Here is a 13,109-nt window from a genome sequence, read left to right as displayed (position 1 = left end):
GCTTTAATGGGTCAAAAGGCGTCAAAAGCCGCTTTGACCCATTCAAAGGTGAGCGCCGGGGGCGTACCGATGACGGCAAGTACATCAAAGCGGCAGGGGCAGGAAAGCTGCTGCCGGGCCAGATAAACGCGCGCGGCATGTACCAGGCGGCGCTGCTTTTGTGCGGTAACGGTTTCCAGCGGATGGCCGTAGCGCGTTGTCTCGCGATGTTTGACTTCGACAAACACCAGGGTGTCGCCGTCCTGCATGACCAGATCCAGCTCGCCGCCTTTGGCATGCTGATTGCGCCCCAAAAGCCTCAGTCCTCGCTCTGCAAGCCACCGAGCGGCAATCTGCTCGATGGCTGTGCCGCGTGCCCGGGCGGTGCGTGGGTCACTCATCGCCTGACCGGTTGGAGGACAAGATGGCGCCCGGTACACCGTTCTTGAACTCTGCCCAGGGCAGGTCGCGGTAGATGCGCCCATCAGCGGTCAGGTATAGCCGGCCTGTCGCGCCCTGAAGGTCCTGCAGAGAGGCAATATCGGCCAGGCGAGTACCGGCTTCGTAGGCGTCAACGCCCATGGCCATCAGCCTGAACATGGACGGGTCAGCTTCTTCGCGCAGCGTTTCGTAGGTGGAGTAAAACGGCAGCGCTTCTTCACCGCCGGCGGCAGCATCGGGAATCTGCCAGGGAATGTCGGCAAAGCTGATGCCATCAAGGTCCTTGTCCAGACGCGGCTGCTTGAGCCCTTCGTTCAAGTGGGACGTGGCATAAACGGGCAGGCTGGTGGCGTAGTAATAGTCCAGCAGCGGCGGCACCTGGCGTGCATATTCGGGTACGGCGAGCAGAAACAGGGCGTCGATATTGCCCAGGCGAGCGCGTTCTCCGCTGACGCTAAGCGCCCGTTTCACGGCGGTTGAAGCGCTGCCGTTGGGGTTGTAGCGCACGGCGTTGGTGACGTTGCCGCCTTCCTGCTGCAGCGTTTGAGCGAAGGCGTCGCCCACACGTTGCCCCCAGGCATTATCAGGTACCATCAGCGCCATTTGCTGGTTGCCATCTTGCTTGGCGCGTTTTGCCGCCTGACGCGCTTCATCTTCCGCTGACAGGCCGTACTGGAACAGGCGCTTGGCCTGATTGTAGTCGCTTTCGCCGTAGTTAAGCGCCAGGGTTGGCAGTGGCACGCTGGGGCGCTGTTCCAGCTGGGTGACGCGGTCTTTGGACAGTGGGCCGATCACGATTTGCGCGTTCATTTCGCCGGCGCGGCGGTAAAGCTCGTTCAGCGAGTATTGCGTGGTGTCGATAAAGCGCAACGTAGTGCCGTCACCGACTCGCTGGTGATGGGTGCGAATGGCTTTTTCCAGCGTGTCGGCGACGTTGCTCAGCGGGCCGGATTCAGGCAGGAAAACCGCAATGCGCTGCACTTTCTGGCCCGCCAGTTCGGGTATTTCAAAGCTTTTGAGGTCGGGTTGATCCAGGGATTCGCGTGCCCAGCGGCGCCGTTCGATCAGGGCTTTTTGCTGGTTGGATGACATGGATAGCTCATCATCCAGTACCTGGGTGGCACGCAGTACGGCACGCGGCTGATCAAGGGCGCGGGCAAGCTCTGAGTGCAGAATCGCCCAGCGCACGCGGTCAGACGCTGACAGCACGCTTTCATCAAGGCCGTCGGTAATTTCAAAGGCGCGGTCGCGCTGGCCCTGGCGTGCCAGAATGTCCGCCGCTTCAAGGCGGGTTTGTGCGGCTTTTGCCGGGGCTTGCCGTTCGGCATCGCCCAGCAGCTGGCCGGGGTCCTGCGCGGGCGCGCGATCAACGACGCTTGGCGATTGCTGCTGAACGGCACAGCCTGTCAGCAACAAGGCCGTGAGCGCGGTGGCAAAAAGACCACGAAATGACTGTTTCATGTATCCTTCCTTAATTGGTGTTAATGCTTGTGCTTCGCTCGCGGCATCAGGCCACTAACAAGACTGTGAATCACCATGAAGCGGTGCTCTTGGCCCTCAGGCGCCGGCATCAACGCCACAATAGCGCATAGCGTACCGCAAGAGTTGGCCAACAAATCAGCCAACACGTCAGTTAAAACGAATCGGGAGTCATGATGACACACAGGCGTACGGGCACATTGTACGTGGTTGCCACACCAATTGGGAATCTGGACGACCTGAGCACACGCGCCGCGGCTATTCTCGGCAGCGTGGCGCGTATTGCCGCCGAAGACACGCGCCATAGCAGTCGCCTGCTGGGGCACTTGGGCATCAGCGTGCCAATGCTTTCCCTGCACGAACACAATGAAGCCGCGCGCGTGGCGCAGCTGACGGCATATCTCGCCGCCGGCGAAGACATCGCGCTGATCAGTGATGCCGGTACGCCGCTGATCAGCGATCCCGGCTTTATTCTGGTGCGCGAGCTGCGTGCGCTGGACTATCCGGTGGTGCCGATACCCGGCCCCTCGGCGCTGATTACGGCGCTGAGCGCTGCCGGCTTGCCTACCAACCGCTTTCGTTTTGGCGGTTTTTTGCCGGCCAAGGCCGGCGCGCGCAAGCAGGTTCTGGAAGCGCTGCGCGAGAGCGAAGAAACGCTGGTGTTTTACGAGTCGCCGCACCGCATTTTGCACACCCTCGATACCCTTGACGCGGTGATGCCCGAGCGCCCGGTGGTGCTGGCCCGGGAGTTGACCAAAACCTTCGAGACGTTTTTGTCAGGCACGCCGGCTGTGTTGCGCGAGCGGCTGGTGAGCGATCCCAATCAGGCGCGGGGCGAATTTGTGGTGATGATCGAAGGCGCCCAGCCAACCGTCGATACCGAACAGCAGGAAATATCGGCTGATACGTTATTGAATGCGCTGCTGGCCGAAGGCGTGGGCGTCAAGCAGGGGGCGGCATTGGCGGCGCGTTTGCTCGGCGGGCGTAAGCAGGTCTGGTATGCACGGTTGCAAGCCATCAAGGATTAACCTGCGATGACGATTGAGGCCGGGCAAGCGCGCTGGTATGCTTGCCCGCGGAGTTGGCCAGACAGTCGCCGCCGCGCTTGCGCGGGGGAGGAAAGTCCGGGCTCCATAGGGCAGAGTGCCAGGTAACGCCTGGGCGGCGTGAGCCGACGGAAAGTGCAGCAGAGAGTAGACCGCCTAAGCCTTTCGGGGCCGGTAAGGGTGAAAGGGTGCGGTAAGAGCGCACCGCGCGGCTGGCAACAGTACGTGGCAAGGTAAACCCCACTCGGAGCAAGACCAAATAGGAACCCGTTGGCGTGGCCCGCGCTGGGTTCGGGTAGGTTGCTTGAGCGCTAGGGTGACGTAGCGCCTAGAGGAATGGCTGTCCACGACAGAACCCGGCTTATCGGCCGACTCCCCCATCAACAACAGAGCGCTACGGCGCTCTGTTCAAGGTTTTAGACGTCTGTCTCTGATCTTGTTTGTTCATCCTGTTTGTAACCTTATGCGTGAGAGCCACATGTCTTTACCCGATGCGGATCAGGCTGCTGCCCGCTTTCGCCATACCAGCGTCTTGCTGGACGGTGCCGTGGATACCCTTGTACACGCGCCGGATGGCGTTTATCTGGACGGCACCTTTGGCCGTGGTGGGCACTCTCGCGTTATTTTAGAGCGGCTGGGAGACGGCGGCCGGCTACTGGCCATGGATCGTGACCCCCAGGCCATTGAGGCAGCCGACGCGTTCGACGACGGCCGCTTTCAGATTACCCGTCAGGCCTTTTCGCAGCTCGGGGAGTTTGCCCGGGAACAGGGCGTATACGGCCAGCTATCCGGCGTGTTGCTGGATATCGGCGTGTCTTCCCCGCAGCTTGACGATCCCGAGCGCGGCTTCAGCTTTATGCGCGACGGCCCGCTGGACATGCGCATGGACCCGACTCAGGGCCAAAGCGCAGCGGAATTTATCGCCCGCGCCAGCGAAGCCGATATTGCCCGGGTGTTCAAGACCTACGGGGAAGAGCGCTTTGCCAAGCGGCTGGCGCGCGCGGTGGTAACGCGGCGCGGGCAAACGCCGTTTACCCGTACGGTCGATCTGGCCGAGGTGTTGAAAACAGCACACCCGGCCTGGGAGAAAGGGCGGCACCCGGCTACCAAGGCCTTTCAGGGGCTGCGGATTTACCTCAACGGCGAGCTTGATCAGCTGGACGCCGCCCTTGATGCCGCACTTGAGGCATTGGCACCCGGCGGGCACCTGGTGGTGATCAGTTTCCATTCGCTGGAAGATCGCCGTGTCAAACGCTTCATCCGTCATCACGTGCGTGGCGACACCCACGTGCCGCGAGGTATGCCGCTGCGCGATGATCAGCTGAATCGCCGCCTGGAAGCGCTGGGCAAAGCGCAGCGAGCAAGCGTCGAAGAAGTCGCCGACAACCCCCGCGCACGCAGCGCCGTCATGCGGGCCGCACGCAAGCTGGGGGCATAGATGGCCGGTCACGCAACGCGCACAAAAGACAAAAAAAGACTGCGACAGTGGGTGGCCAGCGCCGAGCGGCCGCGCTCGCTGCGCGTCTTTCTGCGTCCGTGGCCGTTGCTCATTGGTGCGTTGATGCTGCTATGCCTGTTAACCGGCCTGGCCATTGTGGCCATGACCCATCAGACCCGCGTGCAGTACGCCGAGTTACAAACGCTTGAGCAGGAAAACAATCAGCTGAATACCGAGTGGGGCCAGCTGCTGCTGGAAGACGGTACCTGGTCAACCCCCGCGCGTATTGAAAAAATTGCCACGGAGCGTTTAAGCATGCGCATTCCCGACGTGCACGACGTGAAGGTCATCCAACCGTGAACGCCAAGCGTCGCGGCGGTGAGACGCGTCCAGCCTCCGTTGCCCCGCCGCTGGGTCGGGGGCGCTTCGGATTTATGCTGCTGGCGATCGTGATCGTGGCCGCCGTGCTGATCGGGCGCATCACCCTGCTGCAGGTGATTGACCGGCCGTTTTTGCAAAGCCAGGGTGATGCCCGCACGCTGCGTCACGAAACCATTCCCGCCCACCGCGGCATGATTACCGACCGCCACGGCGAGCCGCTCGCTATCTCGACCCCGGTGATGACGCTGTGGGCCAATCCCCAGGAATTGCCCGAAGATCCGGTTAGCCGCGTTGTGCTGGCCCAGGCGTTGGGCATGAGTCTGGTGGACTTTGACGCCCGCGTGGCGCGCTACAGTCAGCATGAATTCATGTACCTGCGTCGCCAGATGACGCCCAAGGCCGCGCAAGAGGTGCTGAATCTTCACACGCCGGGCGTTTATTCCCAAAAAGAATACAAGCGCTACTATCCGGCGGGCGAGGTGGCTGCCCAGGTTGTGGGTGTCACCAACGTTGACGACAAGGGGCAGGAGGGGCTGGAGCTTGCCTACCAGCCCTATTTGGCTGGCCACCCCGGCCAACGTCGTATTTTGCAGGACCGACGTGGGCGGCTGGTGCGCGAACTGGGCGTGGTGCGCGAAGCACAGCCCGGCGGCAACCTGACCCTCTCCATCGACCAGCGCCTGCAATATATGGCCTACCGTGAGCTGCGTGCCGCAGTGGACGAAAACGATGCCGACGGCGGCGTGCTGGTGATGTTGGACGCGCGCACCGGCGAAGTGCTGGCGATGGTCAACCTGCCGTCCTATAACCCCAACAACCGTGCCGGGCTGGATCCTCAAGGGTTGCGTAACCAGGCGCTGGTGGACGTCTTTGAGCCAGGCTCGGTGGTCAAGCCGCTGGCCATGTCGACGGTGCTTGAACGCTCGGATTTTACCCCCGATACGGTCATTGATACCACGCCGGGGTGGATGGTGATCGATGGCTTTACCATTCGCGACTTCCGCAACTACGGCGAGCTGAGCCTGACCAACGTGCTGGTTAAGTCGTCCAATATCGGTATGTCGCGTCTGGCATTGGGGCTTGAAGACACGACGATATGGAAGCGCTACAACCAGCTGGGATTTTCACATAACCCGGGGACCGGTTTCCCCGGGGAAGCCGGCGGCAGCCTGCCGGACACCCTTGATTTTTCACGCAGCGAACGCGCCTCGCTGGCCTATGGCTACGGGCTTTCGGTCTCTGCCGTGCAGCTGGCCAGTGCCTATACCGCGATTGCCAACCACGGCACGCGCATGCCGCCATCGCTGCTGAAGCTTGACCAGGCGCCGCCGGGTAAGCCGGTCATCAAGCCGCAGGTGGCGGATGATCTGCTGGGCATGCTGGAGGCCGTGGTGGGGCCGAACACCGGTGGCCGTCGTGCCCGGGTGGAAGGCTACCGGGTGGCCGGCAAGACCGGCACCGTGCGCAAGACCGGTGTCAGCGGCTACGACAAGGACGCTTACCGCAGCGTGTTTGTGGGCATTGCGCCGGCATCGGATCCGCGTATCGTGACGGCGGTGATGATCGATCACCCCAAAGCGGGTGACTTTTACGGCGGCGCGGTGGCGGCGCCGGTATTTTCGGATGTGGCAGGCAACGCGCTGCGCCTTTTGGACGTGCCGCCTGATGAGCAGAGCGCGCCCTAGGTCAAGGAGAGAGCATGACGCTTACCGCAAGCGACGTAATAACGGCTTTGCAGCAGGTATGGCCAACGGCAACCTTGCCGCCGGAACTGCCCGAGCTGCCTGATGCGATCCGGCTGATAACCGACTCGCGACAGGTCGCCGCCGGCGATATTTTTGTCGCCGTGCCCGGCAGTCAGGTAGACGGGCGTGACTATATTGACCAGGCGCTTGCGGCCGGTGCCGCGCTGGTGCTCAAACACGCGCGCGACGGGGACGTCGCGCTTGCCGGGCGCATTCTGACAATGCCGCACCTTTCGCTGCGTCTGGGTGAGCTGGGCCGTACGCTGTTTGCCGTGCCCGATACGCTCGACATCATTGCCGTGACCGGCACTAATGGCAAAAGCTCGGTAACGCACTACATCGCCGACCTGAGTGAGCAGCTGGGCACGCCGACCGGCGTTGTGGGTACGCTGGGCGTGGGACGCGCCGGGGCACTTGCGGATACCGGGCTGACCACGCCCGGGCCGCTGGCCCTGCAGGCAACGCTGGGTGATATGGCGCAGCGCGGCCTGCGTCGCATCGCGCTGGAGGCCTCATCCCACGCGCTGGACCAGCATCGCCTTGAAGCGGTGAACGTCACCGCCGGGGTGTTTACCAATCTGAGCCGCGACCACCTTGATTATCATGGCAGCATGGCCGCCTATGCCGCGACCAAGGCCAAGCTGTTTCGCCGTAGCGAGCTGGCGCTGGCGGTGGTCAACGCCGATGACCCGCTGGCGCGGCTGATGCTTGCCGGCTGTAGCGAAAACACCCGGGTGCTGGCCACCGGCGAGGATGAATCGGTCACCCTGCGGGTGCTGGAATGGAGCCCGCATGCCAACGGGCAGCAGGCGCTGATAGCCACGCCCGAAGCTGAAAAAGTGCTCTCGCTTAACCTGATGGGGCGCTTCAATCTGGATAACGTGCTGCTGGCCATGGCCGTCCTTTACGGGCTGGGCGAGCCGCTGGACGCGCTGGTCGATGCCGCTGCCCGTATCAGGCCCGTGCCGGGGCGTATGGCGCTTCACCGTGAAGCCGACTCGCCAAGCGTAGTGGTCGACTACGCGCATACCCCGGATGCGCTTAAAAGTGCGCTGGTGGCGCTGCGCGCGCACTTGGGCAGCGCCGGCCGGCTGTGGTGCGTGTTTGGCTGTGGCGGTGACCGTGATAGCGGCAAGCGTGCAGCGATGGCCAGAATGGCAGAGGCCCATGCGGATTGCAGCGTGGTGACCGACGATAACCCGCGCACCGAATCGCCCGAAGCCATTCGTCAGGATGTGCTGGCCGGGTTTGATCCGGCGGCTGAGGTGCTGGAAATCGGTGATCGCCGCCGCGCGATTGCCGAGGTTATTGCCCGCGCTGAGCCTGACGACGTGGTGCTGATTGCCGGCAAAGGTCACGAAGCCTACCAGGAAATCAGCGGCGTGCGTCACGCCTACCGCGACAGCGATGAAGTCCAGCAGGCGCTGGCCGTCCGGATCGAGGCATGACGCCGCTAACGCTTTACGGCATTGCCGATGCCGTGGGGGGTGAATGCGCCGGTGTCGGGCAAGACCTGACGCTGACCACCGTCGTCACCGATACCCGTGCCATCGTGCCGGGCTGTTTGTTTGTCGCGCTGGTGGGCGAGCGTTTTGACGGCCACGATTTTATCGCCGACGCGCAGCGCCAGGGAGCGGCCGCCGTATTGGTCGAACGTGCCTGTGACGTTACCTTGCCGCAGATCGTCTGCTGCGATACCCGCCTGGCGCTGGGGCTTCTGGCGCGCGCCTGGCGGAATGAATTTACCTGTCCGCTGGTGGGCATAACCGGCAACAGCGGCAAAACCACGGTTAAAGAGCTTGTCGCAGCGCTGTTGGCGCCGCTCGGGCCGGTGCATGCCACTCGGGGAAACCTGAATAACGAGATTGGTGCACCGCTCACGCTGTTGGGGCTTGAACCGCACCACCGCGCAGCGGTGGTGGAGCTGGGGGCCAATCATCTGGGCGAAATTGCCTGGACAACGCGACTGGCCATGCCGCAGATCGCCGTGATTACCAACGTGACCGGCGCTCACGTGGGCGAGTTCGGCGGCATGGGGCAAATCGCTCAGGCAAAAAGTGAGATTTTGCAGGGATTGGCCGCCGACGGCGTGGCGGTGATCAATCGCGATGACCCTTACTTTGCGTTCTGGGCGCAGTGCGCCGCGCCCAATGCCGTGATGAGTTTCGGGTTACATCCCGATGCAGACGTGCACGCGGGGGCGCTTTCCTGTGACGACAAGGGGCGTTATGCTTTCACGCTGGTGGTTAATGGCGATAGCGTTGGACAAGTCGCGCTGGGGCTTTTCGGCCAGCATAACGTCAGCAATGCCCTTGCTGTTGCTGCCGTGGCATTGAGTCTGGGCGTTGAGGCGTCGCGTGTAATAGACGGTCTGTGCCAGGCAACAGCGCTTTCCGGGCGGCTGTGTGTACTGCCGGGCAAGCGCGATACGACGCTGCTGGATGACTCTTATAACGCCAACCCCGGTGCGGTCAAGGCGGCGCTGGATACGCTGGCGCAGCTGCCTGCGCCGCGCTGGTGCGCGCTTGGCGCGATGGGCGAGCTGGGCGAAGCCTCCGCCGCGTTGCACGCCGAGGTGGGTGCCTACGCCGCTGCGCTGGGCGTAGAGGCGCTGTATACGCTGGGCGACGCCGCCAAGCCGGCAAGCACCGCTTTTGCTCGCCACGCGGCAGAAAGTCGTGGCAGCCAGCATTTTGACGATTACACCGCGCTTGAAGACCACCTGCAAAGCGCGCTGCCAGCGGGCACGAGTTTACTGGTCAAGGGCTCTCGAAGCGCAGGCATGGAGCGGCTGATTGCCGCCCTGCGCATGGATAAACAATAAGGTAAGCGCCGCTCATGTTACTTCATCTGGCGAATTTTCTAGCGCAGTATCAAAGCGCCTTTCAAGTCGTTAACTATCTGACGTTGCGCGTTATTTTAGGCGCACTCACCGCACTTCTGCTGTGCTTGTGGCTGGGGCCTCTGGTGATTCGTCGCCTGGTCGAAGGCCAGATTGGCCAGGCCGTGCGCGATGACGGCCCGCAGTCGCACCTGTCCAAGGCGGGAACGCCGACCATGGGCGGGGTGATGATCCTGATTTCCATGGCGGCCAGCACGCTGATCTGGGGGGATCTGACCAATCACTACGTCTGGGTGGTGCTGGGCGTAACCCTTGGCTTTGGCGCCATTGGCTGGGTGGATGACTACCGCAAGGTCGTCGAGAAAAACCCGCGTGGCTTGCCCGCCAAGTGGAAGTATTTCTGGCAGTCGGTGGTGGGCCTGGGTGCTGCCGGTATCCTTTATGCCACGGCGGCAAGCCCGGTTGAAATCAGCCTGCTGATACCCATGGTGAAAGGGGTCATGCTGCCGCTGGGCGTGTTTTTCATTGTGCTTAGCTACTTTGTCATTGTGGGCAGTTCCAACGCCGTGAACCTGACCGACGGACTGGATGGACTGGCCATCATGCCGACGGTGCTCGTGGCCATGGGGCTTTCGGTATTTGCCTATGTCAGCGGCAACGCGGTGTTTGCTGACTATTTGCACATGCCATTTATTGCCGGCACCGGCGAGCTGGCGGTATTTTGCGCCACCATCGCTGGTGCCGGGCTGGGTTTTCTGTGGTTCAACACCTACCCCGCCCAGGTATTCATGGGCGATGTCGGCTCGCTGGCACTGGGTGCCGCACTGGGTGTGGTGGCCGTCATTGTGCGTCAGGAAATCGTGCTGTTCATCATGGGCGGTATTTTTGTGGTCGAGACGCTGTCGGTCATCCTTCAGGTGGGGTCCTACAAGCTGACCGGACGGCGTATTTTTCGCATGGCACCACTGCACCACCATTATGAGCTGAAAGGCTGGCCGGAGCCGCGGGTTATCGTGCGCTTCTGGATCATTACCGTGGTGCTGGTGCTGTTGGGACTTGCCACCTTGAAAGTCCGCTAACGGGAGCCTGTGATGATTCGTGTTCCTTGCGGCATGACGCTGGTGGTGGGGCTGGGGCTATCCGGCCGCGCCATCTGCCGGCATCTGGCGCGGCTAAACGTCTCGTTCATGGTCGCTGATACCCGTGATGCTCCGCCCGGGCTTGAGGCCTTTTGCGCAGCACATCCCGGTGTTTCCGTGCACTGCGGCGCGCTGGCCGAGCTGGATATGAGTCAGGCCGAGGAGGTCGTACTCAGCCCCGGCGTTGACCCGCGCGCGCCGGCGCTCGCTGAGATGGCTGAAAAGCACAACCCGCAAACGGGCGAGCCGCGCCTTGTGGGTGAAATCGCCTTGTTCAGCCGTGCCGTGCGCGCGCCGATCGCGGCGATTACCGGCTCCAATGCCAAATCCACGGTGACCACGCTGCTGGGTGAAATGGCCGCTGCGTCAGGCGTCAATGTCGCGGTGGGTGGCAACCTGGGTACTCCGGCGCTGGATTTGCTGGACGCGTCGCCCGCCGCCGGGCTGTATGTGCTGGAACTTTCCAGCTTTCAGCTGGAAACCACGCCGCACCTGAATGCCGAGTGCGCGACGATACTGAATTTCTGCGAAGATCATCTGGATCGTCACGGGGATATGGCGGCCTACCGCGCGGCCAAACAACGCATTTTTCGTGGCGCACGCCATGCGGTAGTAAACGGCGATGACCCGCACACCTGGCCGGCAGTGGAAATCTTGTTGCCCACGTCCCGGACGCGGCGGTTCACCACTCAGGCGCCGGCAGGTGCTGACTGGGGGCTTGCCGAGCACGAGAGCGAGACGTGGTTGATGCAGGGCGCAGCGCCCTGGCTTGCCGCCGGTGAGCTACACATGGCCGGCCGGCACAATCAGCAAAACGCGTTGGCCGCGCTGGCCATGGGTCAGGCGCTGGGGCTCGATGCCGCCGCGATGTGCGCGGTGCTGCGGCGCTTTTCGGGGCTTGCCCACCGCAGCGAAACCATCGCGAAAATCAACGATGTCATCTGGGTTAACGACTCCAAGGGAACCAACGTCGGGGCGACGCTCGCGGCGGTGAACGGCCTTGGGTCAACGCTTTCCGGAAAGCTTATTGTGCTGGCCGGTGGCGTGGGGAAAGGCGCTGATTTCACGCCGCTGGCTGAACCGCTAGCCGCTTATGCGCGCTGCGTGATGCTGTTTGGCGCGGATGCTGAAAGCATTGCCCGGGCGCTTGATGGCCAGGTGCCGGTTCAACGCTGTGTCGATCTGGCCGACGCCACGCAAGCCGCCGCTGCCATGGCCGTGCCCGGCGATGGCGTGCTGCTTTCGCCTGCCTGCGCCAGTCTGGATCAATTCGCCAATTATCAGGCGCGCGGCGAGGCGTTCTGTGAGCAGGTCAAGAGCATTGCCCGCGCCGGTAAAAAAGCCGGGGAGGCTGCGCCATGAAACGCCGTATGCAACGTCTGCACGAGACTCTCACCACGCGCGGGCTGCCGTGTGATATCTGGCTGTTGCTCGCCGCGCTGATGCTGGCCGGCATTGGCTGGGTCATGGTGAGCTCGGCCTCGGTGGGTCTGTTGGAGGATAGCTACCACTACGCACGCCAGCACGGCGTGTTTTTGTTGCTCGCGATTACCGCAGCGGCGGTAGCGCTGAGCCTGCCGCTGGAACTTTGGCGGCAAAACGCCGGTTTGATTTTAGGCTTGAGCCTGTTCTTGCTCGTGGCGGTTCTGATAGTGGGGCAGGACATCAACGGCAGTAAGCGCTGGATTTCGCTGCCCGGCCCCTTGCCCAGCCTGCAGGTGTCGGAAGTGGGTAAGCTCGGGCTGGTATTTTACATGGCCGCGTTCATGGCGCGCTTTACCGTTGAGCTGCGCACGCGATTATTTACCCTGGTGCGCCCGCTGATGGTACTTGCCGTGCCGCTCGGCTTGTTGGCCGCCGCACCGGATTTTGGCGGCATGGTGGTTTATACCGTCTGCGTGGTGGGCATGCTGATGATGGCCGGCGCCTCGCTTGTGCTACTGGTGAGCTCAGGAGCCGTGCTGAGCGTTGGTGCCGTACTCATGGTGGCGATGGAGCCTTACCGCCTGGCCCGCTGGACCAGCTTTCTGGACCCCTGGGCCGATCAGTTTGCTACCGGTTATCAGCTGACTCAGGCGCTGATTGCCTTCGGCCGTGGCCACGTGGCCGGCACCGGACTGGGCAACAGCGTGCAGAAACTGCACTTTTTGCCCGAAGCCCACACCGATTTCATCTTTGCCGTGATCGCCGAAGAGCTGGGCATGATCGGCGCCATCGCGATTGTGCTGTTGTTTACGCTGTTTATCGTCCGCGCCATGCTGATCGGCCGGCGGGCCGAGCTTGCCGGTCACCTGTTTGCCGCTTACATGAGCTACGGCATCAGTTTTATCATTGCCGCTCAGGCGTTTATCAATATGGCGGTGAGTTCGGGGCTGTTGCCCACCAAGGGGCTGACGCTACCGCTGGTGAGTTACGGCGGCTCCAGCCTGCTGGTTACCGGCGTGATGGTAGGCCTGTTGTTGCGTGCCGATCGTGAAACCCGGCTTGCTCCCAAGCGCACACCAACACCGTCCAAACCGCGTCGTCGACCGCAGCTCTCCTAGCGTGCTGTTGCTACAGACCGTTGAAACGGGCTTTTGAGACAGGCTTTTGAAACCGGCTTTTGAGAAGGGAGCAGTG

Annotated in this window: 11 protein-coding genes and 1 other RNA gene; 10 read left to right on the top strand and 2 right to left on the bottom strand. The window is 62.5% G+C overall.

What is annotated here, in order from left to right; all coding sequences use genetic code 11:
• Positions 1-11 precede the first annotated feature (11 nt).
• The gene (locus B5495_RS03005) at positions 12-380 is read right to left on the bottom strand and encodes a YraN family protein (protein ID WP_079551198.1); all 369 of its coding nucleotides are present in this window, start codon (positions 378-380) and stop codon (positions 12-14) included.
• On the bottom strand, positions 373-1,881 hold the full coding sequence (locus B5495_RS03000) for a penicillin-binding protein activator (RefSeq protein ID WP_079551196.1): 1,509 nt from the start codon (positions 1,879-1,881) through the stop codon (positions 373-375). Before B5495_RS03000 ends, B5495_RS03005 begins: the two co-directional genes overlap by 8 nt.
• Before the next feature lie 194 nt (positions 1,882-2,075).
• Here B5495_RS03000 and rsmI point away from each other — a divergent pair, with 194 nt between their 5' ends.
• From rsmI to ftsW, 10 genes are all read left to right on the top strand, one after another.
• The gene (gene rsmI / locus B5495_RS02995) at positions 2,076-2,927 is read left to right on the top strand and encodes a 16S rRNA (cytidine(1402)-2'-O)-methyltransferase (protein WP_079551195.1); all 852 of its coding nucleotides are present in this window, start codon (positions 2,076-2,078) and stop codon (positions 2,925-2,927) included.
• A gap of 49 nt (positions 2,928-2,976) precedes the next feature.
• An RNA gene (rnpB, locus tag B5495_RS02990) (RNase P RNA component class A) lies at positions 2,977-3,325 on the top strand.
• 98 nt (positions 3,326-3,423) lie between these two features.
• Complete coding sequence (gene rsmH, locus B5495_RS02985) at positions 3,424-4,383, top strand: 16S rRNA (cytosine(1402)-N(4))-methyltransferase RsmH (RefSeq protein WP_079551193.1); 960 nt, start codon at positions 3,424-3,426, stop codon at positions 4,381-4,383.
• Positions 4,384-4,743: a cell division protein FtsL gene (gene ftsL / locus B5495_RS02980; protein WP_079551191.1), complete on the top strand. Its 360-nt coding sequence runs from the start codon at positions 4,384-4,386 to the stop codon at positions 4,741-4,743. It begins immediately after the preceding gene.
• Positions 4,740-6,449: a peptidoglycan D,D-transpeptidase FtsI family protein gene (locus tag B5495_RS02975; protein ID WP_422822016.1), complete on the top strand. Its 1,710-nt coding sequence runs from the start codon at positions 4,740-4,742 to the stop codon at positions 6,447-6,449. Before ftsL ends, B5495_RS02975 begins: the two co-directional genes overlap by 4 nt.
• Positions 6,450-6,463: 14 nt before the next feature.
• Complete coding sequence (locus B5495_RS02970) at positions 6,464-7,957, top strand: UDP-N-acetylmuramoyl-L-alanyl-D-glutamate--2,6-diaminopimelate ligase (protein ID WP_079551189.1); 1,494 nt, start codon at positions 6,464-6,466, stop codon at positions 7,955-7,957.
• Positions 7,954-9,333: a UDP-N-acetylmuramoyl-tripeptide--D-alanyl-D-alanine ligase gene (locus B5495_RS02965; RefSeq protein ID WP_079551187.1), complete on the top strand. Its 1,380-nt coding sequence runs from the start codon at positions 7,954-7,956 to the stop codon at positions 9,331-9,333. The genes B5495_RS02970 and B5495_RS02965 overlap by 4 nt, the downstream gene beginning before the upstream one ends.
• 14 nt (positions 9,334-9,347) lie before the next feature.
• A complete protein-coding gene (gene mraY, locus B5495_RS02960) occupies positions 9,348-10,430 on the top strand; it encodes a phospho-N-acetylmuramoyl-pentapeptide-transferase (RefSeq protein WP_079551185.1) in 1,083 nt (360 codons plus the stop codon).
• A 12-nt stretch (positions 10,431-10,442) separates the two neighbouring features.
• Positions 10,443-11,852: a UDP-N-acetylmuramoyl-L-alanine--D-glutamate ligase gene (gene murD, locus B5495_RS02955; RefSeq protein ID WP_079551183.1), complete on the top strand. Its 1,410-nt coding sequence runs from the start codon at positions 10,443-10,445 to the stop codon at positions 11,850-11,852.
• Positions 11,853-11,860: 8 nt separating this feature from the next.
• A complete protein-coding gene (ftsW, locus tag B5495_RS02950; RefSeq protein ID WP_172824589.1) occupies positions 11,861-13,033 on the top strand; it encodes a putative lipid II flippase FtsW in 1,173 nt (390 codons plus the stop codon).
• Positions 13,034-13,109 lie beyond the last annotated feature (76 nt).

Origin of the sequence: Vreelandella subglaciescola, assembly GCF_900142895.1 — a bacterium.
GTDB lineage: Bacteria > Pseudomonadota > Gammaproteobacteria > Pseudomonadales > Halomonadaceae > Vreelandella > Vreelandella subglaciescola.
This window is presented reverse-complemented; position numbering and strand designations above follow the sequence as displayed.

Coding starts and splice junctions, on each gene's coding strand:
- B5495_RS03005 (WP_079551198.1), bottom strand. CDS start 380: ATGAGTGACCCACGCACCGCCCGGGCACGCGGCACAGCCATCGAGCAG.
- B5495_RS03000 (WP_079551196.1), bottom strand. CDS start 1,881: ATGAAACAGTCATTTCGTGGTCTTTTTGCCACCGCGCTCACGGCCTTG.
- rsmI (WP_079551195.1), top strand. CDS start 2,076: ATGACACACAGGCGTACGGGCACATTGTACGTGGTTGCCACACCAATT.
- rsmH (WP_079551193.1), top strand. CDS start 3,424: ATGTCTTTACCCGATGCGGATCAGGCTGCTGCCCGCTTTCGCCATACC.
- ftsL (WP_079551191.1), top strand. CDS start 4,384: ATGGCCGGTCACGCAACGCGCACAAAAGACAAAAAAAGACTGCGACAG.
- B5495_RS02970 (WP_079551189.1), top strand. CDS start 6,464: ATGACGCTTACCGCAAGCGACGTAATAACGGCTTTGCAGCAGGTATGG.
- B5495_RS02965 (WP_079551187.1), top strand. CDS start 7,954: ATGACGCCGCTAACGCTTTACGGCATTGCCGATGCCGTGGGGGGTGAA.
- mraY (WP_079551185.1), top strand. CDS start 9,348: ATGTTACTTCATCTGGCGAATTTTCTAGCGCAGTATCAAAGCGCCTTT.
- murD (WP_079551183.1), top strand. CDS start 10,443: ATGATTCGTGTTCCTTGCGGCATGACGCTGGTGGTGGGGCTGGGGCTA.
- ftsW (WP_172824589.1), top strand. CDS start 11,861: ATGCAACGTCTGCACGAGACTCTCACCACGCGCGGGCTGCCGTGTGAT.